At 72.3% G+C, this 23,023-nt stretch carries 24 protein-coding genes; 9 read left to right on the top strand and 15 right to left on the bottom strand.

The window, feature by feature from the left end; translation table 11 throughout:
• Positions 1 to 131: 131 nt before the first annotated feature.
• The 3 genes from ABZ215_RS18390 to ABZ215_RS18380 all read right to left on the bottom strand — a co-directional run bounded on the left by ABZ215_RS18390 (position 132) and on the right by ABZ215_RS18380 (position 2,305).
• Positions 132 to 905 carry a 4-oxalocrotonate decarboxylase gene (locus ABZ215_RS18390; RefSeq protein ID WP_354950384.1) on the bottom strand — a complete coding sequence of 258 codons (774 nt, stop codon included), beginning with the start codon at positions 903 to 905 and terminating at the stop codon, positions 132 to 134.
• Positions 902 to 1,699 carry a 2-keto-4-pentenoate hydratase gene (locus tag ABZ215_RS18385; protein WP_027936411.1) on the bottom strand — a complete coding sequence of 266 codons (798 nt, stop codon included), beginning with the start codon at positions 1,697 to 1,699 and terminating at the stop codon, positions 902 to 904. The genes ABZ215_RS18390 and ABZ215_RS18385 overlap by 4 nt, the downstream gene beginning before the upstream one ends.
• A 63-nt stretch (positions 1,700 to 1,762) precedes the next feature.
• Complete coding sequence (locus ABZ215_RS18380) at positions 1,763 to 2,305, bottom strand: TetR/AcrR family transcriptional regulator (RefSeq protein ID WP_020421750.1); 543 nt, start codon at positions 2,303 to 2,305, stop codon at positions 1,763 to 1,765.
• Positions 2,306 to 2,372: 67 nt separating this feature from the next.
• Between ABZ215_RS18380 and ABZ215_RS18375 the strand changes: the two genes are divergently transcribed.
• Positions 2,373 to 3,131 carry an ABC transporter ATP-binding protein gene (locus ABZ215_RS18375; RefSeq protein ID WP_354950383.1) on the top strand — a complete coding sequence of 253 codons (759 nt, stop codon included), beginning with the start codon at positions 2,373 to 2,375 and terminating at the stop codon, positions 3,129 to 3,131.
• Position 3,132: 1 nt separating this feature from the next.
• Positions 3,133 to 4,452, top strand: a complete 1,320-nt coding sequence (locus ABZ215_RS18370; RefSeq protein ID WP_354950382.1) for an ABC transporter permease — start codon at positions 3,133 to 3,135, stop codon at positions 4,450 to 4,452.
• A 39-nt stretch (positions 4,453 to 4,491) separates the two neighbouring features.
• On the opposite strand, the gene ABZ215_RS18365 is transcribed toward ABZ215_RS18370, so the two are convergent.
• Genes ABZ215_RS18365 through ABZ215_RS18345 form a run of 5 tightly spaced genes read right to left on the bottom strand, consistent with a single transcriptional unit; the run spans position 4,492 to position 9,320 of the window.
• The gene (locus ABZ215_RS18365) at positions 4,492 to 5,742 is read right to left on the bottom strand and encodes an ABC transporter substrate-binding protein (RefSeq protein ID WP_354950381.1); all 1,251 of its coding nucleotides are present in this window, start codon (positions 5,740 to 5,742) and stop codon (positions 4,492 to 4,494) included.
• Complete coding sequence (locus ABZ215_RS18360; RefSeq protein ID WP_027936410.1) at positions 5,739 to 6,893, bottom strand: branched-chain amino acid ABC transporter permease; 1,155 nt, start codon at positions 6,891 to 6,893, stop codon at positions 5,739 to 5,741. Before ABZ215_RS18360 ends, ABZ215_RS18365 begins: the two co-directional genes overlap by 4 nt.
• The gene (locus ABZ215_RS18355; protein WP_020421745.1) at positions 6,886 to 7,764 is read right to left on the bottom strand and encodes a branched-chain amino acid ABC transporter permease; all 879 of its coding nucleotides are present in this window, start codon (positions 7,762 to 7,764) and stop codon (positions 6,886 to 6,888) included. The genes ABZ215_RS18360 and ABZ215_RS18355 overlap by 8 nt, the downstream gene beginning before the upstream one ends.
• On the bottom strand, positions 7,765 to 8,535 hold the full coding sequence (locus ABZ215_RS18350) for an ABC transporter ATP-binding protein (protein ID WP_020421744.1): 771 nt from the start codon (positions 8,533 to 8,535) through the stop codon (positions 7,765 to 7,767). It lies immediately after the preceding gene.
• Complete coding sequence (locus tag ABZ215_RS18345; protein ID WP_354950380.1) at positions 8,532 to 9,320, bottom strand: ABC transporter ATP-binding protein; 789 nt, start codon at positions 9,318 to 9,320, stop codon at positions 8,532 to 8,534. Before ABZ215_RS18345 ends, ABZ215_RS18350 begins: the two co-directional genes overlap by 4 nt.
• A 176-nt stretch (positions 9,321 to 9,496) precedes the next feature.
• Between ABZ215_RS18345 and ABZ215_RS18340 the strand changes: the two genes are divergently transcribed.
• On the top strand, positions 9,497 to 10,666 hold the full coding sequence (locus ABZ215_RS18340) for a GAF domain-containing protein (protein ID WP_354950379.1): 1,170 nt from the start codon (positions 9,497 to 9,499) through the stop codon (positions 10,664 to 10,666).
• Positions 10,663 to 11,283: a response regulator transcription factor gene (locus tag ABZ215_RS18335; RefSeq protein WP_020421741.1), complete on the top strand. Its 621-nt coding sequence runs from the start codon at positions 10,663 to 10,665 to the stop codon at positions 11,281 to 11,283. Before ABZ215_RS18340 ends, ABZ215_RS18335 begins: the two co-directional genes overlap by 4 nt.
• Here the strand turns inward: ABZ215_RS18335 and ABZ215_RS18330 are convergent, their stop codons facing one another.
• Positions 11,284 to 11,772, bottom strand: coding sequence for a helix-turn-helix domain-containing protein (locus ABZ215_RS18330; RefSeq protein ID WP_354950378.1), 489 nt, complete (start codon positions 11,770 to 11,772; stop codon positions 11,284 to 11,286). It lies immediately after the preceding gene.
• A gap of 220 nt (positions 11,773 to 11,992) precedes the next feature.
• Between ABZ215_RS18330 and ABZ215_RS18325 the strand changes: the two genes are divergently transcribed.
• Positions 11,993 to 12,364 (top strand): alpha/beta hydrolase, encoded by a 372-nt coding sequence (locus ABZ215_RS18325; RefSeq protein ID WP_354950377.1) that lies wholly within the window; start codon positions 11,993 to 11,995, stop codon positions 12,362 to 12,364.
• Here the strand turns inward: ABZ215_RS18325 and ABZ215_RS18320 are convergent.
• From ABZ215_RS18320 to mtnA, 4 genes are all read right to left on the bottom strand, one after another.
• Positions 12,324 to 13,253 carry an aminoglycoside 3'-phosphotransferase/choline kinase family protein gene (locus tag ABZ215_RS18320; protein ID WP_354950376.1) on the bottom strand — a complete coding sequence of 310 codons (930 nt, stop codon included), beginning with the start codon at positions 13,251 to 13,253 and terminating at the stop codon, positions 12,324 to 12,326. The two genes, ABZ215_RS18325 and ABZ215_RS18320, sit on opposite strands and share 41 nt — an antisense overlap.
• A 48-nt stretch (positions 13,254 to 13,301) precedes the next feature.
• On the bottom strand, positions 13,302 to 13,802 hold the full coding sequence (locus ABZ215_RS18315; RefSeq protein WP_354950375.1) for a hypothetical protein: 501 nt from the start codon (positions 13,800 to 13,802) through the stop codon (positions 13,302 to 13,304).
• 55 nt (positions 13,803 to 13,857) lie between these two features.
• Positions 13,858 to 15,774, bottom strand: a complete 1,917-nt coding sequence (locus ABZ215_RS18310; protein ID WP_237336004.1) for a S53 family peptidase — start codon at positions 15,772 to 15,774, stop codon at positions 13,858 to 13,860.
• A 95-nt stretch (positions 15,775 to 15,869) separates the two neighbouring features.
• Complete coding sequence (mtnA, locus tag ABZ215_RS18305) at positions 15,870 to 16,853, bottom strand: S-methyl-5-thioribose-1-phosphate isomerase (protein ID WP_354950374.1); 984 nt, start codon at positions 16,851 to 16,853, stop codon at positions 15,870 to 15,872.
• Positions 16,854 to 16,906: 53 nt separating this feature from the next.
• Between mtnA and ABZ215_RS18300 the strand changes: the two genes are divergently transcribed.
• Together ABZ215_RS18300 and ABZ215_RS18295 are read left to right on the top strand one after the other, a co-directional pair.
• The gene (locus ABZ215_RS18300; RefSeq protein ID WP_020421735.1) at positions 16,907 to 18,259 is read left to right on the top strand and encodes a TrpB-like pyridoxal phosphate-dependent enzyme; all 1,353 of its coding nucleotides are present in this window, start codon (positions 16,907 to 16,909) and stop codon (positions 18,257 to 18,259) included.
• Positions 18,256 to 19,005: a tryptophan 2,3-dioxygenase family protein gene (locus tag ABZ215_RS18295; RefSeq protein ID WP_237336002.1), complete on the top strand. Its 750-nt coding sequence runs from the start codon at positions 18,256 to 18,258 to the stop codon at positions 19,003 to 19,005. The genes ABZ215_RS18300 and ABZ215_RS18295 overlap by 4 nt, the downstream gene beginning before the upstream one ends.
• A gap of 133 nt (positions 19,006 to 19,138) precedes the next feature.
• Here ABZ215_RS18295 and ABZ215_RS18290 read toward each other — a convergent pair whose 3' ends face one another.
• Complete coding sequence (locus ABZ215_RS18290; protein ID WP_354950373.1) at positions 19,139 to 19,921, bottom strand: alpha/beta hydrolase; 783 nt, start codon at positions 19,919 to 19,921, stop codon at positions 19,139 to 19,141.
• A gap of 154 nt (positions 19,922 to 20,075) precedes the next feature.
• Here ABZ215_RS18290 and ABZ215_RS18285 point away from each other — a divergent pair, with 154 nt between their 5' ends.
• Both ABZ215_RS18285 and ABZ215_RS18280 read left to right on the top strand, forming a co-directional pair.
• The gene (locus ABZ215_RS18285) at positions 20,076 to 21,149 is read left to right on the top strand and encodes a Glu/Leu/Phe/Val dehydrogenase dimerization domain-containing protein (RefSeq protein WP_354950372.1); all 1,074 of its coding nucleotides are present in this window, start codon (positions 20,076 to 20,078) and stop codon (positions 21,147 to 21,149) included.
• Entirely contained in the window at positions 21,146 to 22,054 is a 909-nt protein-coding gene (locus ABZ215_RS18280; RefSeq protein ID WP_354950371.1) for a serine hydrolase, read from the top strand. The genes ABZ215_RS18285 and ABZ215_RS18280 overlap by 4 nt, the downstream gene beginning before the upstream one ends.
• On the opposite strand, the gene ABZ215_RS18275 is transcribed toward ABZ215_RS18280, so the two are convergent.
• The gene (locus ABZ215_RS18275; RefSeq protein WP_354950370.1) at positions 22,006 to 22,962 is read right to left on the bottom strand and encodes a LysR substrate-binding domain-containing protein; all 957 of its coding nucleotides are present in this window, start codon (positions 22,960 to 22,962) and stop codon (positions 22,006 to 22,008) included. The two genes, ABZ215_RS18280 and ABZ215_RS18275, sit on opposite strands and share 49 nt — an antisense overlap.
• Positions 22,963 to 23,023 lie beyond the last annotated feature (61 nt).

The following is a 23,023-nucleotide window of genomic DNA, read 5'->3' as shown; positions in this document are numbered from 1 at the left end:
GAGCCACCGCGTCAAGGCGGGAAAGCGTGCCTTGACCCGGTGGCTCGGCAACCGATTGGGCTGGGGATCGGGTTGCGGGAGGGGGGTGGTTCGGAGGGTGAGGGGCGTTCGTTGCCGGGCGGCGGTTTGTGTCAGCCCGCGAGCGTCACCGAACCCAGGCTGGTGAAGTGCGCCGCCACCCGGGCCCCGGGCGAGATCGGCACGGCGTCGGTGAGACCGCCGGTCAGCACGATCCACCCCTCCTCCAGCGCGAGGCCCCGCTCGGCCAGTGCGTTGGCTGCCAGCGCGAGCGCCTCACCGGGGTGACCGAGCACCGCGGCGCCGGTCGCGCTGTCCACGATCGCTCCGTCGGCCTCCAGCAGGCACGCCTCCAGCGTCAGGTCCAGCCCGGCGGGCGCGACCCCCACCGAGCCGACCCGGAAGACGCTCGACGAGGCGTTGTCGGCGATGGTGTCGGGCGCGGCGAACCGGAAGTCGGCGTACCGCGAGTCGATCACCTCGATCCCGCCGTACACCCGGTCCACCGCCGCCATCGCGGTGGCCGCCGTGACGCCGGGGCCCGCCAGGCGCGAGCCCAGCACGAACACGATCTCCGGCTCGGCCCGCGGGTGGATCAGCTTCGGCAGCGGGTCCGCGGCGGGCAGCACCATGGCGTCGGTCAGCCAGGCCATCACCGGGCGGTCCACGCCCATGCGCTCCTGCTTCGCCTTCGACGTCAGGCCCAGTTTGAGCCCGATCAGCTTTTCGCCGCGCGCGAGCCGCAACCGCAACGCCTCGTCCTGCACTGCATACGCCGTGCGCACGTCCAGGCCGGGCCACTCCTCGGTGATCGGGCCGCGCGCCGTTCCCGCGTCCTCCGCCGCCAGCAGCACCCGCGCCGCCTCGGCGATGCTCCACCCGGTCACGCGTCCTCCTTCGACCCGAACACAGCCGTCACACTGCCCAGCCCGGCCACCGTCGACACCACCGTGTCACCCGGGCGCAGCGGGATCGCCTTCGTCATCGACCCGGGCAGCACCACGTGCCCCGGCTCCAGGTCGATCCCCAGCGGGCCCACGGTGTTCGCCAGCCACACCAGCGCGTTCAGCGGCGACCCGAGCACCGCGCCGCCCGCCCCGGTCGCCACCAGCTCACCGCCCGAGTGCAGGGTGCAGCCGGCCAGGCGCAGGTCCACCGAGGACAGAGCGGTCGGCCTGCTGCCCAGCACCACCCCGCCGGAAGACGCGTTGTCGGCGATGGTGTCGACGATCGAGATGCGCCAGTCCTCGATGCGCGAGTCCACGATCTCCAGCGCGGGCACCACGAAGTCGACGGCGCGCACCGCGTCGGCCACCGTCACCCCGGGCCCGGACAGCTTCCGCCCGAGCACGAACGCGATCTCCGGCTCGATGCGCGGCTGCAGGAAGCTGCCGACCGGGATCGGCTGGTGCTCCAGGTGGAACATGGTGCCGGTGAGGTGCCCGTAGTCGGGCTGGTCGACGCCCATCTGACGCTGCATCGCGGCCGAGGCCAGGCCCACCTTGTGGCCCTTGATCTCGTCGCCGCCCTCGGTCCACACACGCACCTGGTCGAGCTGGATCCGGTAGGCGTCCTCGACGGTCGCGCCCGGGTAGGTCTCGATCAGGGGCGCGATGGGCTTGCCCGCCGCGTAGGCCTGCAGCAGGAGGTCGGCCGCCTCCCGCACCGCTGTCGCATCCATGGCCTGAACTCTCGTGGCCACCCCCGCGGATCGCAACCACCGCGTCCCGCTGGGCGGCACGCCTCAGACCCGCGCCCCCTGGTCCGCCGCGACGATCTCGGCCGCGTTCGGAGCGTTGTCCGGATCGGTGAGCCACTGCAGCGCGACCCCCACCAGCAGCGAGTAGTAGTGCGAGCCGACGATCCGCACCCGGTCCGGGTCCGCGTCCGGCCCCAGCCCGGCGAACGCCTGCGCCAGCGCCGTGCGGGCGGCCTGCTGGCCACGCGCGTTCATGTCGCGGATCTTCTCGTCGTGCTGCAGGTAGGCGACACCCTCGAAGTTCACGAACCACAGCTGCCGGTTCGCCTGGATCGACTCGATGATCCGGCCCCAGCGCGCCTCGTTCGTGTCGCCCTCGCCGAGCGCCTGGAACAGCAGCTCGCCCCACTCGGCGTTCAGGTCGTTCAGCGCCCGCGTGAGCAGGCCCTCCTTCGACCCGAAGTGGTAGTTGATCGACGCCAGGTTCGCGCCGGAAGCGGCGGCCAGGTCACGCGCGGTGGTGCGCGCGTAGCCGGCACGGAGGAGGCATTCCCGCGCCGCGATCAGCAAGTTCTCCCGGTGTCCCATGTGTGCTACCGTATCATATAAACGTTCGTTTAAAACGTTCGTTCAAGGGTTGGAGAAGGGATCTGACATGGGGACTCCTGCTGTGCGCATCCGGGGCTTGCGCTGCAGATTCGAGGGGGAAGCGGGGCCGGTCGACGCTCTGCGTGGCATCGACCTGGACGTGTCGAGGGGCTCGTTCACGGCGATCATGGGCCCGTCGGGGTCAGGCAAGACCACGTTGCTGCACTGCGCGGCCGGGCTGCGGACGCCGACCGCGGGCACGGCCGAGCTCGACGGCGTGAGCCTCGCCGGGCTCGACGAGACCAAGCTGGCCGAGTTGCGCCGCAGGCGCGTCGGCTTCGTGTTCCAGGCGTTCAACCTGCTGCCGGCGTTGACCGCGAAGGAGAACGTCGAACTGCCGCTGCGGCTGGACGGGCGCAAGCCCGATCCGCGCCGGACCGCCGCGCTGCTCGAGCGCGTCGGGCTGGGCAACCGCGGCACCCACCGGCCGGACCAGCTCTCCGGCGGCCAGAAGCAGCGCGTCGCGGTGGCGCGCGCGTTGATCACCGACCCGGAGGTCGTCTTCGCCGACGAGCCGACCGGCGCGCTGGACATCCGCAGCGCCCGCGAGGTCTTGAGCCTGCTGCGCGCGCTCGCCGACCAGGGCCAGACGATCATCATGGTGACGCACGACCCGGTCGCGGCGTCCTTTTCGGACCGGGTGCTGTTCCTGGCCGACGGCCTGATCGTCGACCAGATGGCCCGCCCCGCGGCGGCCGCGGTCGCCAACCGCATGGCGACCCTGATCGAGTCGGCCGAGCGGGCCGCCGCGATGGGGGTGAACTGACGTGGTGAGCCTCGCCCTGCGGCTGTTCCGCCACCACCGCGGCGCGGCGGTCGCCACCGGCCTGAACGCGTTGATCGGGATGGCACTGGTGTCGACGATGACCACGCTGCTCGCCACCGGGCTCGCGGACGGCACAGCCGGGGCGGACCAATCGTTCCTGACCCAGTTCCCGATGATCATGGGCGGCTGGGTGGTGGCGATCGTCGTCTTCGCGATGGTGTCGACGATCGGCGTGACGCTCGGCGGCCGCGCCACGGAGATCGGCGGGCTGCGCCTGATCGGGGCGACACCGCGGCAGATCCAGGTGATGGTCTCGGCGGAGACGCTCGCCGTCTCGGCGGTCGCCGCGCTGCCCGGTCTGCTGCTGGGTTACCTGCTCGGCTGGATCGTGCTGGCCGCGGTCCGGTCGTCGGGGTTGGTCGCCGGTTCCACGGCCTACGCGCCGGGTCTGGCGCTGCCGGTCGCCGGGGTCGTCGTCGTGCTGCTCGCGAGCATCGTGGCCGCGTGGATCGGCAGCCGCAGGATCGCCGGGCGGAGTCCGGTCGAGGGGCCCGCGCCGGTGCTGAGCAAGCAGTCCCGCCGGTCGCCGCGCCGCATCCTCGCGGCCGTGATGCTGGTCGCGGGGATCGGGTCGTCCTCGGCCGTCCTCGCCATGGACGCGGACGACATCGCGACCACCGCGATGACCGGGCCCGCCACCGTGCTCGTCGCGATCGGGCTCGCGGTGCTCGCGCCGGAGCTGGTCGTCCTGGTGAACCGGGTCCTGAAGGTCCTGTCACCGCGCGGCGCGGCGGGGCACCTGGCGGCCGTAAACCTGTCCGCGGCGCCGGAACGGGTGCGGCCCGCGGTCACCTTCCTGACACTGCTCGTCGGCGTGTCCGCCGGGACGCTCAGCATGCAGGGCATCGAGGACCGGCACTCGGCCGATGGCAGCACCGCGCAGGTCCTGGCGTCGATCAACTACCTGGTGGTGGTCCTGATCGCGGTGTTCATGGCGATCGCGCTGACCAACAACCTGGTGGCGGCGCTGGGCAGGCGGCAGGAGGAGTTCACGACCATGTCGCTGATCGGGTCGACCTCCAGGCAGACCCGCGGGATGCTGCTGCGGGAGATCGTCGCCGCGACGCTCGTCAGCGTGATCGCGGCCGGCGTCGGCGCGCTGGTGTGCGTCACCCCGTTCGCCGTCGTCAAGACGGGCAGCCCGGCGGCGGCGTTCGCCGCCGGGCCGTACCTGCTGAGCATCGTGCCCGCCGCGGTGATCGCGCTCGGCGTCACCACGGTCGCGGGCAACCGCGTGGTCCGCACGGCCGCCGTGCACTGACCTGGTGGCCCGCCAACGGGGACGGGCCACCAGGCGCGCTCACTTCTGGTGCGGTGCCACGTAGCCCTTGGCGTCCGCGGCCTCGAACAGCGGCTTCACGTACTTGATGCCGCCCTCGACGCCCGCGTCGGGCTGCGCAACGTAGACCTCGCGGGTCGGCGGCGCGCCGGGCTTCGAGAAGTCCAGCGCCGCGACCAGGTCACCGGTGTCGGCGGAGGTCGTCTGCTGCAGCGCGGTGAGAATGCCGTCGCGGGTCAGGTCCTTGTTGTCGCAGGCCTTCCTCAGCACCGCGCCCCACACCTCGGCCACCGCGTAGCCGTAGGGGACACCGGCGTTCGGCGCCTCCGGGAACTTCGCGGCCTTGTACTTCGCCAGCACGTCCTTCGCCTTCGGCACGTCCGCGGCCACCGGCACGCTGCTGGCCACGACGTAGAGCCGGTCCAGCGCGTTCGCGGCCGGGCTGCTCAGCAGCACCGGGTCGAACGTCGGGTTGTTGCCCAGCAGCGGCACGTTCAGCCCGAGCGCCTTGTTCGCCGCCGCCACCGAACCGGTCTGCGCCGGCGTGGTGGTCAGCATGATCGCCTTGACGCCCTCGCCACGCAGACCCGTGACGATGTTGGTCAGGTCGTTGTCCGAGGAGGTGATCTTGACTTCGCGCAGGTTCATGCCGTGCTTCTGCGCGTAGTAGCGGGCGCCGCGCAGGCCGTTCGCGCCGTACTCGCCGTCGATGTAGATGTGCCCGACCGTGTCGCCGTCTTTGATCATGCCCTGTTCCTGCAGGTAGGACATGCCGTCGATCATCTCGACGTCGTAGGTGGTGCCGACGATCATCACGTACGGGTTGTCCAGCAGCTCCGACGACCAGGACGCCGGGGTCGCGGTCGTCTTGTCGGACTTGATGTTCTGCTTCAGCGCGGCCATGATCGGCGACCCGACGATCTGGACGAACCCGAGCACCTTCGGCTCCAGCTGCGGGTACAGGGTCTTCGCGGTGTCGGCCTTGTAGGCGTGGTCGACGATCTCCAGCTTGACCTGCCGCCCGCACACGCCGCCTGCCGCGTTGAAGTCGTTGACCCACAACTGGTTGCCGTGCGTGATGCCGATCGAGAGGTTCTTGAACGGGCCCGTCATGTCGGTCATGACGCCGAGGGTGATCTCGTTGGCGGTGACGCCGAGATCGGTCTTGACGCCGGAGGCGTCCGAGCCGGACGATCCCTGATCGCCCGCCTTGGTGCCGCACGCGGCGATGGCCAGCATCGCCGCGAGGACCAGGGAAAGCCGTCGCTTCATCGGGACGTTCCTTCCTTCTTCCGTTCCCTGTGCAGGCCGCCGGTGATCCGGCGCCCGATCGCCGCGAGCCCGCCCGGCTCGAAGAGCACGACGAGGATGATCGCGGCGCCGTAGACGAAGGTGCTGACGAGGATCGGGGTGAACGCGCCCTCGCCGCTCCCGGTGAAGATCCCCAGCTGTGTCGAGTAGAGCGAGAGCACCTGCGGCAGGCCGAACACGATGAGCGCGCCGACCAGCGCGCCCCCGATCGAGCCGAGGCCGCCGATGATGACCATCGCCAGGTAGGCGATGGAGACGTTGATGCCGTACGTGCCGAACTCGTTCTCGTCCGGCTTGAGGATGTCGAACCACAGCACGGTCATCACGCCGGCCAGCCCGGCGTAGGCGGAGGACACCGCGAACGCGCCGGCCTTCGCGCGGGCGACGCTGACCCCCATCGCGGCCGCGGAGGCCTCGTGGTCGCGCACCGCGCGCCAGGACCGCCCGACCCGGCTGTTGACCGCGCCGCGCGCCAGCACGAACGCGATCACCGTCAGGGCCAGGTACAGGTACCACATCTTCTCGGCCTGCCGGAACGGCACACCGAGGATCACCAGTCCGCCCGAACTGTCGAAGGTGAACCCGAACAGCTCGAACGGCGCCGGGGTGCGGCCGGTGGACGTGCCGCCGGTCAGCCGCTCCGCCGACTGTCCGAAGTAGAGCCCGATGAACACCAGCGACAATGACGCGACCCCGAGGTAGATGCCGCGCAGCCGCCCGGACACCGGCGCGAACGCCAGGCCCAGCACGGCGGTGAACGCGACCGCGGCCAGCAGCGACAGCAGCGGGTCCACGCCGAAGCCGATCACCCGGCCGTCCTCGGTGCCGCTCGCCAGCACCGTGTACGTGGTGCCGCCGGCGAGCAGGAAGAACGCGTGCGCCAGCGACAGCTGACCGGCCTGCCCGACCAGCATGGTCAGCCCGATCGCGCCGACCGCGCCGGTCATCATCCACTGGCCGGCCTTGAGCCACTCCGCGCCGAGGTACAGCGGCAGCACCAGCAGCACGGCCAGCAGCACCAGCCAGGCGAGCAGCCGCAGCCAGCGCACCGACTTCGCCGGGGCCTTCGCGGGCGCGTCCGCGACCGTGGCCCGCATCGCCAGCTCAGACACGGGTTATCTCCCTCGTTCCGAACAGCCCGGACGGCCGGAGCACCAGCACCAGCAGCATCACCAGGAACACCGCGCTCTTGGAGAAGTCGAACGAGATGTACTCCGCGGACAGGGCCTCGACGAGCCCCACGACCAGCCCGCCGACGATCGCGCCCGCGGTCGAGTCGAGCCCGCCGAGGATGGCGGCGGGGAACGCGGCGAGCGCGATCGAGTGCGTACCGCGGGACAGGCCAGCGCCGGAGAAGTCCTGGGTGGCCAGGAACAGCACCGCGACCCCGGCGAGCAGGCCGGCCACCAGCCACGCGGTGGCGGTCACCTGGCGGCTGCGGATGCCCATCAACGCGGCCGCCTCGCGGTTCTCCGCCTGGGCGCGCATCGCGACACCCCAGTTGGAGAACTTGAACGCCAGGTAGAACGCGGTGATCAGCACCGCGGCCACGAGCATCGCGACCAGGTGCGTGCGGAACAGCGTGATGCCGGCGACCTGGATCGGCTTGGCGTCCCACGCCTCGCCGAGGAACGGCACGCCGACCCCGAGGCGCCGCACGATCTCCTCGGTCACGATCACGTCGATCCCGATCGTGAGCAGCGCGAGGCTGTTCGGATCGGCCAGCTTCGTGCGGGACAGCAGCAGCCGCTCCACCACCAGTGCCAGCAGCCCGGCGCTGACGATGCCGACCAGCGACGCGCCCACCCAGCCCAGCGATTCGCGCGTGGCGACGACCAGGTAGCCGCCGAACAGCACCAGCGAGCCGTGCGCGAAGTTGATCACTTCGGTGGACTTGAAGATGATCACGAACCCCAGCGCGAGGAGCGCGTAGACCGCGCCCTTGCCGAGGCCGTTCACCGCCAGTTGCAGGAACGTGTCCATCTACGCGGCCTCCGTTCCCAGGTATGCCCGGATGACCTCCGGATCGTTCTGCACTTGGTTCGGCGGGCCGTCGGCGATGCGGCGGCCGAAGTCGAGCACCGTGACCCGGTCCGCGATGCCCATCACCAGGCCCATGTCGTGCTCCACCAGCAGGATCGAGATGCCCAGCTCGTCACGCACGTCGTGGATCGTGGCCGCCAGGTCGGCGGTCTCCGCCGCGTTCATGCCCGCGGCCGGCTCGTCCAGCAGGAGCAGCACCGGTTCCACGGCCAGGGCGCGGGCGATGTCCACGCGCTTGACCTGGCCGTAGGGCAGCGCGGCCACCGGCGTGTGCAGCAGCCTGCCGATGCCGAGGAAGTCGCAGATCTCCTTGGCCCGTTCGGTGTGCTTGCGCTCGGCGCGCACCGTCCACGGCGCGCGCAGGGCGCACTCCAGGAACCCGCCGCGGGTGAGGGCGTGCCTGCCGAGCATCACGTTGTCCAGCACGGTCGATCCGGGCGAGAGCGCCGCGTTCTGGAAGGCCCGGCCGATGCCGAGCTTCGCCATCTTGTGCGGCCGCATGCCGGTGAGCTCCGTGTCGCCGAGCAGCACGCGGCCCTCGGTGGCGCGGTACAGCCCGCTGATCACGTTGAAGCAGCTGGACTTCCCGGCGCCGTTGGGCCCGATGAGGGCGTGCAGCGAGCCGGGCACCACGGTGAAGGAGACGTCGTCCAGCGCGGTCAGCCCGCCGAAGCGGAGCGTGAGGTGCTCGACGCGCAGTTCCGGGATCATCCGCCCCACCTCGACAGGAAGTGCTTGCGCGGCCCGGCGTCGGCCTCCGCGACCTGGGTTTCCGCGTGCCCGCCCAGGTACAGGCGCTGGACGTCCTCGCTGCGGGACAGCTCGTCGGAGCGCCCGGCGAGCGCGACGGTGCCGACCTCCAGCACGACGGCGTGGTCGGCGACGTTCAGCGCCATCACCGCGTTCTGCTCGACCAGCACCACCGAGGTGCCCTGGGCGTGGATCTCGCGGATGATGCCGCTGATCTGCTCGACCACCTTCGGCGCGAGGCCGAGCGACGGTTCGTCGAGCAGCAGCACCTGCGGGGTGGACATCAGCGCCCGTCCGATCGCGAGCATCTGCTGCTCGCCGCCGGAGAGCAGCCCGGCGCGCTGCCGGGCGCGCTCGCCCAGCACCGGGAACAGCTCGTGCACGCGTTTGCGGGCCTTGACCCGCTGCTCCGGCGACACGGCGATGCCGCCGGCGCGCAGGTTCTCGTCGACCGACATGCGGGTGAAGATCTGGCGGCCCTCCGGCACGCCGACCACACCGAGCCGGACGATGGCCGCCGGGTCGAGCCGGTCGATCTGCGTTTCGCCCAGCCGGACCTCACCGCGCGTGACGACGCCGCGGTGCAGCTTGAGCGTGCCGGAGATCGTCCGGAGCAGGGTGGACTTGCCCGCGCCGTTGCTGCCCAGGACGGCGAGGACCCCGTCGTCGGGGACCGCCAGGTCGACGCCGTGCAGCGCGGCGACCGAGCGGCCGTAGCGGACGTGCAGGTCTCGGACGTTCAACACCGGGGGCGCACACCTCCTCCGATCGCGTGACGGGCGTCACTCTCGGTGGCGGCAATCCTTGATCGGCCCTCGCCGGTCCGACACCCCCACTTGGAGAGGTATGCCGGACTTTTGCCCAACCGTGCCCTCTCCAAGAGGGGATGTCCGGATTGGAGCGGATGTGCGATTGTGGGCGCGTGACCGCAGAGCAGCGCGTCGCCGCGGACCGTGCCGTCGAGCACAGCAACGTGCTCGACGAGCTGCTGCGCGAGCGCGAGGGCCTGCTCGGGACCCTCGACCGGGTGATAGCCCTGCAGGGCACCGCGCACCTCATCCGGGAGTCACTGGGCGTGCACGCCGCGTTCGTGGGTGAGCTGGAGCGGCCCGGCACCGCCGTCATCCGGTGGATGGCCGGCAACCGGACCGACGCGATCCAGAACCTCGTGGTGCCCACCGGCCAGGGCGTCGGCGGCCGGGTGCTGGCGTCCGGCAAGCCGGTGAAGGTGTCGGACTACCTGCGGGCGCCGACGATCACGCACCAGTTCGACGCCCAGGTCGCGGGCGAGGGGCTCGCCGCGTTGCTGACCGTCCCGATCATCAGCCGGGTGCGCGGCAAACCGGAGACGCTGGCCATCGCCTACGCCGCGATGCGGGAGCCCGCCGACTTCGGCGACGACGCGGTGCGGCGGCTGGAGGGCATCGCCGACCAGGCGGCGTTCGCGCTCAAACTGGCCGGCGTCGCCGAGTCCGACCGCGCCGACGCGATCTCCGCCGAGCGGCGCCGGATGCAGAGCGCGCTGCACGATTCGGTCGGGGCGCTGCTGTTCTCGATCGGCGTGCAGGTGCGGAACCTGCACCAGGACGTGGCGGGCGATCCGGTGCTGGAGGGCCGGTTGTGCCGACTGGAAGGTGACGTGTCGGCGGCCTCCCGGGCGCTGCGCGAGTCGCTGCTGTCGCTGTCGGAGTCCACACCGGAACGGGCGCTGCCGGTCGAGCTGGCCGAGCACTGCCGCTCGTTCGAGGCGCGCTGCGGGCTGCCGGCCCGGTTCGTGCAGCTCGCCCCGGTGCGGCCGCTGGACGCCGAGCGCACCGCGCTGCTGGTGTGCGCGGTGCGGGAGGGGCTGCTCAACGTCGAGAAGCACGCGCGGGCCTGCTCGGTCGTGGTGAGCCTCGGGCCGAGCGGGGGCGGCGTGCAGGTCGTGGTCGCCGACGACGGCACCGGCGAGGACGCCGAGGACTCGCCCGGCACCGGGATGGGCCTGCGCTCGCTGGCGGAGCGGGCCGCGCGGCTGGGCGGGCGGGTGAGCCTCGTCCGCGACGAGGACGGCGGCTGCACCCTGCGGGCCTGGGTGCCCGAAGTGTCATGACGGCGACGGTGCTGGTGGTCGACGACCACCCCGTGGTCCGCGACGGGGTCACCCTGCTGCTGCGGGCCGAGCCGTCGCTGAAGCTGATCGGCAGTGCCGAGTCCGGGCGGGTCGCGCTGCTGCGGGTCGGCGAGTTGCGGCCCGACCTGATCCTGCTCGACCTGCGGCTGCCGGACATGCTCGCGCCGGAGGTGATCGCCGGGCTGCGCCAGGTGCACCCCGCCGGGCGCATCGTGGTGTTCACCGCGCACGGCGACCACCAGGGGCTGCTGGCCGCGCTGGACGCGGGCGCCAACGGGTGCCTGCTCAAGGACGTGGCGGGCACCGACCTGGTGTCCGCGCTGCGGCGGGTGCTGCGCGGGGAGCGCGTGGTCGACCCGCGGATCATGCCGGACCACTCGTCACGCTCGGACGCGCTGGCGCGCAGCGGCCTGACCCGCCGCGAGTACGAGGTGCTGCGGCTGGCCGCGCAGGGGCAGACGAACCCGGAGATCGCGGAGACGACCGGGCTGACGCGGAACACGGTGAAGACGTACCTGCAGTCCGCGCTGCACAAGCTGGGGGCGCGCAACCGCGTGGAGGCGATCGGGAAGGCGTCCGAGGCCGGGCTGCTGTGATCAGGCGGCGCGCGGGGTGGTGCCGGTCAGGCGACGGTGGAACTTCACGAAGTTCGTCGCCTCGGTGAAGCCGAGTTGGGCGGCCAGCGCGGCGACCGGGGTGTCGGTCGTGGCCAGCCGCCGCCGAGCTTCGAGGACGATCCGCTCGTCGAGGAACCGCTTGGCGCTCATGCCCCTGGCCCGCCGGACCGCCCGGTCGATGGTGCGCGCGCTCGCGTGGACCGCCTGCTCGTAGTCGCGCACGTGGTGCCGCCGGGCGTGGTCCGCCTCCACGGCCGCCGCGAACCGCTGGAATACCGCCGAAGCCGGGCCGGGGACGGCTGGCGCGGCGGCGACGAGCGGGGCGACCGGGGTGCCGGGGGCGAGGGCGGCCCCGGTGAACAGCAGCAGCACCACGTGCAGATCCGACGCTTCCAGGACGTGGTGGACCTGGCCGGGGCGCAGCCAGAACACGCTGCCCTCGCTGAGCGCCTCCGCGCGGAAGTCCACGGCGTGCCGCCCGATGCCGCGGGTGACCAGCCCGGCGAAGGCTGGGATGGAAAAACATGACCACTCACCGTTGGCGGCCGGCGCTTCGCCGTCACCGAATCGGGCCGCGGCCCGGCCGTCCTCTTCCTGGTCGACAACCTCATGGACTCGACCATGTGGGACGACGTCGCTCTGCCCGGATTCCGCCGCGGACGCGTTCCCCGGCCCGGCGCTGACGCAGATGGCGCAGATCCGGGACGGGTTCGCCGCCGGTTCGGCGGTGCTGGAACTGCTCCTGGGTTCGCGCGCAGCGGAAGCACACTGGCTGCCCCGCCTGCGACGGCTACCGGGCGAGCGGTTGAGCCGTGCGGTGGGTGTGCTGATGGGCGCGGACAGCGTGGCGCGCCGGTTCGGCGAGATCACCGCGCCGGCGCTGGTGGTGCACGGCAGCGCGGACCTGCCGATCCCGCCGGAGTCCGGGGTGGCTCTCGCCGCCGCGCTGCCGGCCGCCGAGCCGGTCGAGGTCCTCGACGGCGTCGCGCACACCCCGCTGGTCACGCACGCCGCCGAGTTCAGCGCGCTGTTGCAGCGGTTTTTGAAGGCGCACCGCTGACCGGCCACCAGGCGTGAGCCAGCGCCTCCAGCGTCGGTTCAGCCGGTGCCGGGAGGTCCTTGAAGTAGGACGCGAGGTTCGAGTAGCGGTGCAGCAGCAGGTAGGCGAGGCAGCGCGCGGGAAAGTCGTCGTCCGGGACGAGGCCGTACCCGTCCAGGAGGGCGCACAGGTGCTCGGGCGAGCCGCGGGTCACGAAGATCCCGATCGCCGCGAACTCGTACTCGGGGGCGCCGCGCATGGCGGGCTCGAAGTCGAACAACCCGGACAGCCGCCACCCGCCGCCGTCGGGGACGGCCAGCACGTGCTCGGCCATCACCTCGGTGTGCAGCAGCACCGGCGGCGGCGATCCCAGGTCGGCGGAGTCCAGGAAGGACGGTATCTGCCGGGCCCACACCTGGTCGAGCGCCGGCTGCCGCGTCACCGCCGACGCCGCCTGCTCGGTGACGAACCCGGCCCAGCTGGACGGCCCCAGGTCCGGGACGTCCAGTGCGTGCAGCGCCGCCAGCGCCGCGCCGAGCGCGGGCGCCAGCCGGATCTGCTCGGCGACCGGCACCTCGCCGAGCGGCACGCCGGGCAGGCGGGTCATCAGCAGGTACCGCCAGCCGTCCAGCTCGCCGGTGTCCAGCACGCGCGGCGTCGCGACCGGCAAGCGCCCGTCGACGACCCGCAGCACCCGGCTCTCGGTGGCGAAGTCGGCCGGGTAGGCGGGCGGGTAGAGCTTGAGGACCAGCCCGTCGCCACACGCGTAGACCGGCAAGGACCCGGTCGCGAACCGGCTCACCTCGCCGCGGATCCCGAGCCGCCGGGCCAGCGCCTCGACGCCGGTGGCGAGGTCCTGGGGGTTCAGTGCCTCGAACTGCTCTTCGGTCTCCGCCGTCGGTAGTCCCACGCAGCGAAGATAACCGCGGCGGCCACCGGTTTTCGGTGGTCGCCACGGTCAGCAGTGGATCCGCAGCCGGACGACCATCGTCTCCGGGGCGAGGTCGTCGAGGTAGGAGTTGGCGTACTCGAAGTACCCGGTGCCGGCCACAGGCACCTGGTCGTCGTGGCAGATCCACGAGCCGTTCAGGGTCAGCAGGTTCTCGGTGGCGACCGCCCGCTCCGGAACCCGCCTGGCGAACGGAATCCACGGGTCGGGCTCCAACGCCCTCCGCGCGGCGCGCGTGCGCATGCCCGCGAAGTCGAGCAACCCGCGGGGACCACCGTCGCACGTGCCGGGAGTCCACTCGCGGGGCTCGCCGCGCGCGTCCACCGCCGCCCGGACCAGGCGCGGATCGTTCCCGTGACCTGGGAGCACGTCGAACACGTCACCGGGCCGGCCGAGCCACCAGTGGTCCCACTCGCCGTCCGCGAACGGCGACATCGCCTCGTCGAGCGCGGCTCGCAGGTCCCGGTGGGCGTCCGAGGGCAGGCAGACCGTAACCATCTCGTGTGCCACGCAGCGAAGATAACCGTGGCGGCCACCGGTTTTCGGTGGCCGCCACGGGCACCCGCTAGGGCAGGAGCAGGAACGCCAAGCCGTTCGGCACGCCCAGCCCGGTCACGTTGTCGTACCCGGGTGTCGTGTGGATCGTCAGGCCCGGCCAGTCCAGCTCACGCGCCGACGTGATCAGGCCGCCGCTCGCGTCCACCGAGTTCGCGTAGTCGACCCGCATCACCGCCCCGTCCACGTGGCGCACGTCCTTGATGGCCGGGGTGCCACCGGCCCGGTAGATCACCGGGTTGACGAACCCGTGGTGGAACCCGGTCAGGCTGTCCGACACCGCCATGATCCCGGCCACCAGCGGCGACGACAGGCTGGTGCCGCCGATCCGGTACTGGTCGTAGTACACGCCGTCGGGGAAGGTCTGCGTCTGCCCGACCAGGAAACCGGTGTTCGGGTCGCCCAGCGCGGAGATGTCGGGCACCACGCGGCCCTTCGCCTTGCCGCGCTGGTTCTGCGCCGCGAGCGCGTCCGGCACGACACCCCGCTGGTAGAACGGCTCGTCGAACAGCACGCTGGTGCCGCCGCCCGAACCGGACGTGTACGCGGCGGGGCCGTACGTCCCGCCGGTCAGCGTGCTCTTGCCGGTCTCCCAACCGGTTTCGAACAACGTCCGGCCGTCCTTGCCGACCGCGAGGCTCGTCCCGCCGACCGCGGTCACCCAGGCGTCCGACGCCGGGAAGTCCGCCGACGGGCTGCCCAGCCTGGCTGCCTCGTCACCGTTGTCGCCGGAGGAGAAGTAAACGCCGATGCCCTCCATCGCCGCCTGCTGCGCGATCTGCGTCCACACCCGCACCTCGGCGGCCGGGATGTCCTCGCCCGCGTCGCCGTAGGAGTTGGAGATGATGTCGGCCTCGTGCCCGGCGACGATCCAGTTCAGGGCCTCGTCGAGCGAGGAGTCCTGGCAGTCGGACCCGCCGACGTACAGGATCTTCGCGCCGGGCGCCATCGCGTGCACGGCCTCGACGTCCAGGGTCTGCTCGCCGTACCAGCCGGCCGCGTCGCACTGGTCCGGCGGCTCCTGGTCGACGTTGGCGGGGAACACCTTCTCCGCGAACTGCGACCGCCGCAGCGGGTGCGCCGGGTCGTTGCGCCTGGCGTACTCGGCGGCGTCGGCGTACAGCGTCGGCGAGGCGAAAGCGTCCACAATGGCCACCGTGGTGCCGCTGCCGTCCGCCCGCACCCCGTCCAGCCCGTAGGCCGACCGCAGCTGCGCGGGCGTGTAGCCGCACGGCGCGTACGGCCGCTGCTGCCCGTTGTAGGCCGGGTCCGTGGTGTCGGTCTTCTCGCCGTAGTAGGCGCTGCACGGCTGCGCGTTGCGGAAACCGTCGGACGGCGGCACGTCCGCGGGCGATCCGTCCGTCGTGTCCGGCTTCATCAGCGCGCCGGCCTGGTCGACGCCGATCACGCCGAGCACGTCCCCGGACAACGCGGCGGGCACCGACAGTTCCCGGTCCGCGGCCCGTAGCACCTGCCCGTCGACGCGGTAGCGCGCCAGGTCCACGCCGAACGCCTGCTCGACCTGGCCGGTGGTCCCGGTCGCCTCGACGTAGGCGCGGTTGGCGGGGACCTCGCCGATGCTGAACCCGCTGCCGGACAACCAGTTCCGCACCGCGCCGAGCGTCTCGTCGGTCGCGGCGAACCGGTCGCGCACCTGGTCCGGCGTCAGGTACCGGCGGAACGACGGGCTGGACGGATCGGACACGGCGCGGGCGGTGGCGTCCGCGCCGGCCTGGTCGCGCGTGGTCAGGTACACCCGGAAGCTGAGCTTCGCGGACGGGGCGGACTCGGCGACCTTGGCCTGCGGGGTCGCCCACAGCGGGTGGGACAGCGGGATCACCGCGCGTCCCTGCGCGGCGGCGGTGCCCGGCACGAGCACACCACCCGCCAGCGCCAGCGACGCGACAACAGTCAATGCTCTTCGCATTGCGCAGACATTAGAACCGCGTCCGGGAAAAGCCAGCGCGTCAGCGAATTCGTTACCAGGTTACCGAAGAAAGTCGGGAACCCGGCAAACGGAATTCAGGGCGCCATCGGCCCCTTTTCGGTGACCACAGCGGTGATCAGCTCCGCCGGAGTCACGTCGAACGCCGGGTTGAACACATTCGTCCCGGGCGGTGCGACCGGAATGCCGGAAATGGTGGTGATCTCCTCCGGCGCCCGTTCTTCGATGACGATGGATTCGCCCGATTCCAATTCCGGGTCCACTGTGGACGATGGCGCCACGACGACGAACGGCAGCCCGTGCCGCGCGGCGGCGATCGCCAGGCCGTAGGTGCCGATCTTGTTCGCCACATCGCCGTTGGCCGCGATCCGGTCCGCGCCCACCACGACGCAGTCGACCATCCCGCGCGCCATCGCGGCGGCCGCCGCGGAATCCGGCAACACCCGGTGCGGCACGCCCGCCTCGGCGAGCTCCCACGCCGTCAGCCGCGCGCCCTGCAGCAGCGGGCGGGTTTCGTCGGCGAGCACGTACTCCAGACGCCCGGCCGCCTGCAGGTGCCACACCACGCCGAGCGCGGTGCCCCACCCGACCGTCGCCAGCCGCCCGGCGTTGCAGTGCGTGAGCAGGCGCAGCGGGCGGCGCGGGCACTTCTCCAGGATGAGCTCGGCGGCGCGGGCGGAGGCCTCGTGGTTGAGCCGCTCGTCCTCGTCGAGCAGGGCGAGCGCCTCGGCGAGGACGGCGCCGGGACCGTCGACGAGCCGGGCCAGCGCGCGGGACACGCCCCAGCTCAGGTTGACCGCGGTGGGCCGGGCGGCGGCCAGCCGCTCGGCGTCCGTGCGCACCGCCGCCGGGTCGTCGGAGGCGAAGGCCGCCAGCGCGGTGCCCAGCGCCCCGGCGCCGCCGAGCGCGGGCGCGCCGCGCACGGCCAGCCTGCGGATCGCGTCGATCAGTTCGTCCACGGTGGTCAGCCGCAGCGTCCGGTACTCGCCCGGCAGGGCTACCTGGTCGATGATCTCGACGGCACCGTTCACCCAGTCGATGGTCCTGCGCACGTCTTCCATTGAACGCCATCGCGAGCCAAGCTGGGGGAGCCGCCACGAGGGAGGTGCATCCGATGACCGGTCGCACGAAGTACCTGCTCGACGAGTCGGACCTGCCCACGACCTGGTACAACGTGATCCCCGACCTGCCGGAGCCGCCGCCCCCGCCGCTGCACCCCGGCACGCGCGAGCCGGTCGGGCCGGACGACCTCGCGCCGCTGTTCCCGCAGGCGATCATCGGCCAGGAAGTCACTCAAGATCGCTTTGTCGACATCCCCGGCGAGGTGCTGGACGTCTACCGGCTGTGGCGGCCATCGCCGCTGTACCGGGCGCGGCGCCTGGAGAAGGCGCTCGGCACGCCGGCCCGGATCTACTACAAGTACGAGGGCGTCAGCCCGGTCGGCTCGCACAAGCCGAACACCGCCGTGCCGCAGGCGTTCTACAACGCGGCGGAAGGCATCCGGCGGCTGACCACCGAGACCGGCGCCGGGCAGTGGGGCAGCGCGCTCGCGTTCGCGTCGGCGACGTTCGGGCTGGAGTGCGAGGTCTGGCAGGTGCGGGCCTCCTACGACCAGAAGCCCTACCGCAAGATCATGATGGAGACCTTCGGCGCGACGGTGCACCCGAGCCCGTCGAAGGAGACCGCGGCCGGGCGCGCCGTGCTGGACGCGGACCCGGACTCGACCGGCAGCCTGGGCATCGCGATCAGCGAGGCCGTCGAGCAGGCGGCCGCCGACCCGGACACCCGGTACGCGCTGGGCAGCGTGCTCAACCACGTCCTGCTGCACCAGACGGTGATCGGCGAGGAGGCTCTGCTGCAGTTCGCGCAGGCGGGCGACACGCCGGACGTGATCGTCGGCTGCACCGGCGGTGGGTCCAACTTCGGCGGGCTGGTGTTCCCGTTCCTGCGGGAGAAGCTGGCCGGGCGGATCGACCCGGTGATCCGCGCGGTCGAGCCCGCCGCGTGCCCGTCGCTGACGCGCGGCCGCTACGCCTACGACTTCGGCGACACGGCCGGGTTGACGCCGCTGCTGAAGATGCACACCCTGGGTCACGACTTCATCCCGGACCCGATCCACGCCGGCGGCCTGCGCTACCACGGGATGGCGCCGCTGCTGTCGCACATCTACGAGCTGGGCCTGGTCGAGGCGCTCGCGGTGGGGCAGCAGGAGTGCTTCGCCGCCGGGGTGCGGTTCGCCCGCGCCGAGGGCATCATCCCGGCGCCCGAGCCGACGCACGCGCTGGCGGCGTGCATCCAGGAAGCGTTGCGTTGCAAAGAAACCGGGGAGGAGAAGGCGATCCTGACCGCGTTGTGCGGGCACGCGCACCTCGACCTGCCCGCCTACGCCGCGTACCTGTCCGGGCGGATGACCGACAACGAGCTGCCCGAGTCGGCGCTCGCCGACTCGCTGGCGGGGCTGCCGTGACCTCGGGCGAGCACGCGTCCCTGACCTACACGTCGTACCTGGCGCTGGACGACCTGCTGGCCGCGCAGCACCCGCGGTCGGAGGAACACGACGAGCTGCTGTTCATCGTGATCCACCAGGTGTATGAGCTGTGGTTCAAGCAGATGCTGCACGAGCTGGCGCACCTGCAGGCCAGGCTCGAAGCCGGCGACACCGCGCACGCGATCCGCACCCTGCGGCGGGTGCTGACGATCCTCAAGGTCGTGGTCGCGCAGATCGACGTGCTGGAGACGATGACGCCGAGCCAGTTCACCAGTTTCCGCACCCGGCTGGACGCGGCGAGCGGGTTCCAGTCGGCGCAGTTCCGGGAGCTGGAGGCGGTGCTGGGCCGTCGCGACCCGGGGATGGTCGCGCACTACCCCGAGGACAGCCCGGCGCGGAAGCGGATCGCGGCGGCGATGGCGCGCCCGTCGCTGTTCGACTCGTTCCTGACCTACCTGTCGGTGCACGGCTACGACGTCAGCGGCGACCGCCGGAAGCTGCTGCTGGGGGTCTACACGGACGACGGCGGGCCGGCCACGGTGGCCGAGCACCTGGTCGACCTGGACGAGGGCGTGCAGGAGTGGCGGTACCGGCACGTGAAGATGGTGGAACGCACGATCGGCGACAAGGCGGGCACGGGCGGTTCGTCCGGCGCGAAGTACCTGCGGGGGACGCTGTTCAAGCCGCTGTTCCCGGACCTGTGGGCGGTGCGCGCCGACCTGTAGCGGCCGCGAACGACCAGCCCGGCGCGGCACCGGGGAACTCGCCGGGCTGGGGAACTCACCGGGCGCGGCACCGAGACTCGCCGGGCGTGGCGGGTTGGCTGTTCAACGTGGCGAGTTGGCCAGTCCCGGGCGGTCAGGCGTCGCCCAGACGGGCCAGCAGCGGGTCCAGCGCGGCGGGGTCCTCGACGTGCGCGTTGTGCCCCAGCCCCGGCAGGATCACCGCGCCGTCCGGCAGGTTCTCGGCCGGGCACATCGGGTCGTGCTCGCCGGCCGCCAGGATCACCGGCGCTCGTGCCGCCGCCAGCAAGCCGTCCAGGTCCGGGGCGCCCACCCCGAACGCCGCCTGGTCCAGCGCCAGCCGCCAACCCTCGGTGCGCTCGCGGCCAGCGGTCGACGCGCCCCCGCCCGGCGCGTGTTCAACCACCGCCGAGCCCTCCACCAGCCCGCTGTCCACGATCGGCGAGTCGGCGGGCACCAGGCCGTGCAGGCCGGAGACCTTCAGCCACCGCGCCGCGGCCTCGTCGCGGGAGCCGAACACCTTCGCCGGCCGCCCGGCCTGGTCGGCGGCCCGCGCCAGCTCCTCGTCGCTCCAGTGCACCTTCATGCCGAGTCCGCAAGCCCCGCTCACCCGCACCCCGAACCAACCGCTCGCCAGGGTGAGGGCCACCACCCCGCCGAGGGAGTGCCCCAGCACCGCCACCGTCGTCCCGGCAGGCACGACCTCGGCCACCGCGGCGGCCAGCGCCCCGAACGAATACCGGGGGAGCGGTTCCGACCGGCCGTGGCCGGGCAGGTCGGGCACGATCCAGCGGCCAGGCCACCGCTCGACCAGCCCGTTCCACACCGCCCCCGTCGCGCCGAGGCCGTGCAGGGCGAGCAGGGTCGGTCCGTCGGAACCACCGGTGCGCACGTGCATCGCCCGATCTTCCCATGGCTTTTCGCCCGAAGAACGCTAAGTTTCTCCTCAGGAGCCGACGGGAACGACCTTCCCGGGAGCTCCACCCACAACCGGTACCCCTCCGCGGCGCCACGAACGTCGCCGGACGGGTCGCAGATGAGGAGTCACCACCGTGACGGATGGAGTGTTCGGCCGCGAAAGCGGTCACGAACAGGTCGTGTTCTGCCAGGACCAGGCGACCGGCCTGAAGGCGATCATCGCGATCTACTCGACCGCGCTCGGCCCCGCCCTCGGCGGCACGCGCTTCTACCCCTACAGCCGCGAAAGCGACGCGCTCGACGACGTCCTCGCGCTGTCCAAGGGCATGGCCTACAAGAACGCCCTCGCCGGGCTCGACCTCGGCGGTGGCAAGGCCGTCATCATCGGCGACCCGGCGACCACCAAGACCGAGGCGCTGCTGCGCGCCTACGGCCGGTTCGTCCAGTCGCTCGGCGGGCGGTACTACACCGCCTGCGACGTGGGCACCTACGTCGCCGACATGGACGTCATCGCCCGCGAGACCCGCTTCGTCACCGGCCGCTCCCGCGACGACGGCGGCGCGGGCGACTCCTCGGTGCTGACCGCGTTCGGCGTGTTCCAGGGCATGCGCGCCGCCGCCGAGTTCCGGTGGGGCAGCGCGGACCTGGCCGGCCGGCACGTCGGCGTCTCCGGCGTCGGCAAGGTGGGGCACATCCTCGTCGGGCACCTCGTCGACGCCGGCGCCCGGGTGTCGGTCACCGACGTGTCGCAGGCCGCCGTCGAGCGCGTGAAGGCCGCCCACCCGGCGGTCGAGGTCGTCGAGGACAACGCCACGCTGCTGCGGATGCCGCTCGACGTCTTCGCGCCGTGCGCGCTCGGTGGCGCGCTCAACGACACCACGGTGCCCGAGCTGGGCGCCGAGATCGTGTGCGGCGCCGCGAACAACCAGCTCGCCCACCCCGGCATCGAGAAGTCGCTGGAGGACCGGGGCGTGCTGTACGCGCCGGACTACCTGGTCAACGCGGGCGGCGTGATCCAGGTGAGCGACGAGCTGCACGGCTTCGACTTCGAGCGGGCCAAGCGCAAGGCGGCAGGCATCTTCGAGACGACGAAGGCGGTGTTCGAGCTGGCCAAGGCCGAGGGCGTGCCCCCGGCGACGGCCGCCGACCGCCTGGCGGAGCGCCGCATGTCGGAGGTCGGCAGGCTGCGGTCCATCCTTACCGTGTGACACCAGGGAAGATCTTCGAAGCGGCGGGCGTGCGGGGTTGGCTGCACGCCCGCTGCCTCGACTGCGGCGGCGAAACCGGTCACCACCCGGACGAGCCGGTCGTGCTCGCCTCCGTCGTCAAGGTTCCGCTCGTCCTCGAACTGGCCCGCCAGGTCGCCGCGGGGCAGCTCGACCCGGCCGATCGCCTGCGGGTCACCGCGGCCGACCGGCTCGGCGGCACCGGCACCGCGGGCTGCGCCGACGACGTCGAGATGAGCCTGCGGGACGCGGCGTTCTTCGCGCTCTCGGTCAGCGACAACACCGCCGCCGACCTGCTCTTCGACCGCGTCGGCCTGGACAACGTGCGCTCGCTGCTGCGCGAGCTGGGGCTGGTGGACACCCGCGTCATCGGTTCGCCGCGCGACGTCGTCGCCACCATGGCCGAGGACATCGGCGCCCGCGACGCCGCCGACTTCGCCCGCCGCTTCCCGGCTCTGTCCGCCGAGGAGGTCTTCGCCACCCGCGCACTCGACCCGCTCCGGACCTCGGCGAGCACCCCGCGCGACATGACCACACTGCTCGCCGCGATCGCCGGCGACACCGCGGGACCGCCCGAGGCGTGCGGTTGGGTCCGGCAGCTGATGGGCCAGCAGGTCAACTGGCACCGCCTCACCGCCGCCTTCCCGCCCCAGGTCCGGGTGTGGGGGAAGACCGGTTCCCTGCTCGCGGTGCGCAACGAGATCGGCGTCGCCGAATATCCCGCGGGCGAGCGCTACGCCGTCGCGGTGTTCACGAAGGCCCCGACGCTCGAATCGCGCCTGCCGGACGTCGACCACGCCATCGGCGAGGCCGCGAAGGCCGCGATCGAGGAGATCGTTCACGAGCGCCCGAACACCACGCTCCACGGCCGCTGCACCGGGTCCTGAACCGGCGCGAGCGTGGTCACCCCGTCCCGCGCCAGCACGTCCGCCACCACGTCCGCCAGCCGCGCGGCCTCCGGGTGCGGGTTCACCGCCGGCCAGGCGACCGACATCCGCCACGACAGCGACCCCGCCGCCAGCGGCCGCCACACCACGCGCGGCTCCTTGCGCGCCACCAGACCCTGGTCGAACGCCACGCCCTGCCCGGACAACACGAGCCCCAGCACGAACTCCGGGTTCCGCGCGTGCCGCACGTGCGACGGGCGGAAACCCTGCTCCCAGCACGTCCGCAGCGTCGCGTCGTACAGGCCGGGCGCGGCGGCCCGCGGGAACAGCACCAGCCCGTGCCCGGCCAGGTCGCCCAGCGCCAGCTCCGACCGGGCCGCCAGCGGCGAATCCCGCGGCAGGACGACCCCCAGCGGCGTCTGCACCGCCGGACCCAGTTCCAGCCCCGAGACGTCCACCGGGTGCTGCAGCAACCCGGCGTCCAGCTCGCGGTCGGCCAGGAGCCGCACCTGCTCGGTCGTCGTCAGCTCCTGCAGGTCCAGCCGCACGTCCGGGCACGCGCGGCCGAACTCGGTGAGCAGGTCGGCCAGCACTCGCCCCGCCAGCTCCGGCGGCACGCCGACCCGCAGCGCGTCGATCTCGCCGCGGTGCGCCTTCCCGACCAGCGTGCGCATCCGCTCCCACCGGGCCAGCAGGTCCCGCGATTCGGCGAGCAGGATCTGCCCGGCCTCGGTCAGCTCGACGCGACGGCTGTCGCGTTCGAACAGCCGCGCACCGAGGTCGTCCTCGAGCCTGCGGATGCGCTGGCTCAGCGGCGGCTGGGCGATGCCGAGCCGGTCCGCAGCACGTCCGAAGTGGAGTTCTTCGGCGACCACGACGAAGTAGCGCAACGCGCGCAGTGGGTCCACCCTGCGACGATATCCGCCGGCGTATCAGGGCAGGCCAGGACTGGTCTTGGACAGCCGTACC

The organism is Amycolatopsis sp. NPDC006131, assembly GCF_040614175.1.
Classification (GTDB): Bacteria; Actinomycetota; Actinomycetes; order Mycobacteriales; family Pseudonocardiaceae; genus Amycolatopsis_E; species Amycolatopsis_E tucumanensis.
The sequence above is the reverse complement of the archived record's forward strand: the minus strand, read 5'-3'. Positions and strand labels throughout refer to the sequence as shown.

Coding starts and splice junctions, on each gene's coding strand:
- ABZ215_RS18385 (WP_027936411.1), bottom strand. CDS start 1,699: ATGGATGCGACAGCGGTGCGGGAGGCGGCCGACCTCCTGCTGCAGGCC.
- ABZ215_RS18380 (WP_020421750.1), bottom strand. CDS start 2,305: ATGGGACACCGGGAGAACTTGCTGATCGCGGCGCGGGAATGCCTCCTC.
- ABZ215_RS18375 (WP_354950383.1), top strand. CDS start 2,373: ATGGGGACTCCTGCTGTGCGCATCCGGGGCTTGCGCTGCAGATTCGAG.
- ABZ215_RS18365 (WP_354950381.1), bottom strand. CDS start 5,742: ATGAAGCGACGGCTTTCCCTGGTCCTCGCGGCGATGCTGGCCATCGCC.
- ABZ215_RS18355 (WP_020421745.1), bottom strand. CDS start 7,764: ATGGACACGTTCCTGCAACTGGCGGTGAACGGCCTCGGCAAGGGCGCG.
- ABZ215_RS18350 (WP_020421744.1), bottom strand. CDS start 8,535: ATGATCCCGGAACTGCGCGTCGAGCACCTCACGCTCCGCTTCGGCGGG.
- ABZ215_RS18335 (WP_020421741.1), top strand. CDS start 10,663: ATGACGGCGACGGTGCTGGTGGTCGACGACCACCCCGTGGTCCGCGAC.
- ABZ215_RS18325 (WP_354950377.1), top strand. CDS start 11,993: ATGGCGCAGATCCGGGACGGGTTCGCCGCCGGTTCGGCGGTGCTGGAA.
- ABZ215_RS18310 (WP_237336004.1), bottom strand. CDS start 15,774: ATGCGAAGAGCATTGACTGTTGTCGCGTCGCTGGCGCTGGCGGGTGGT.
- mtnA (WP_354950374.1), bottom strand. CDS start 16,853: ATGGAAGACGTGCGCAGGACCATCGACTGGGTGAACGGTGCCGTCGAG.
- ABZ215_RS18300 (WP_020421735.1), top strand. CDS start 16,907: ATGACCGGTCGCACGAAGTACCTGCTCGACGAGTCGGACCTGCCCACG.
- ABZ215_RS18290 (WP_354950373.1), bottom strand. CDS start 19,921: ATGCACGTGCGCACCGGTGGTTCCGACGGACCGACCCTGCTCGCCCTG.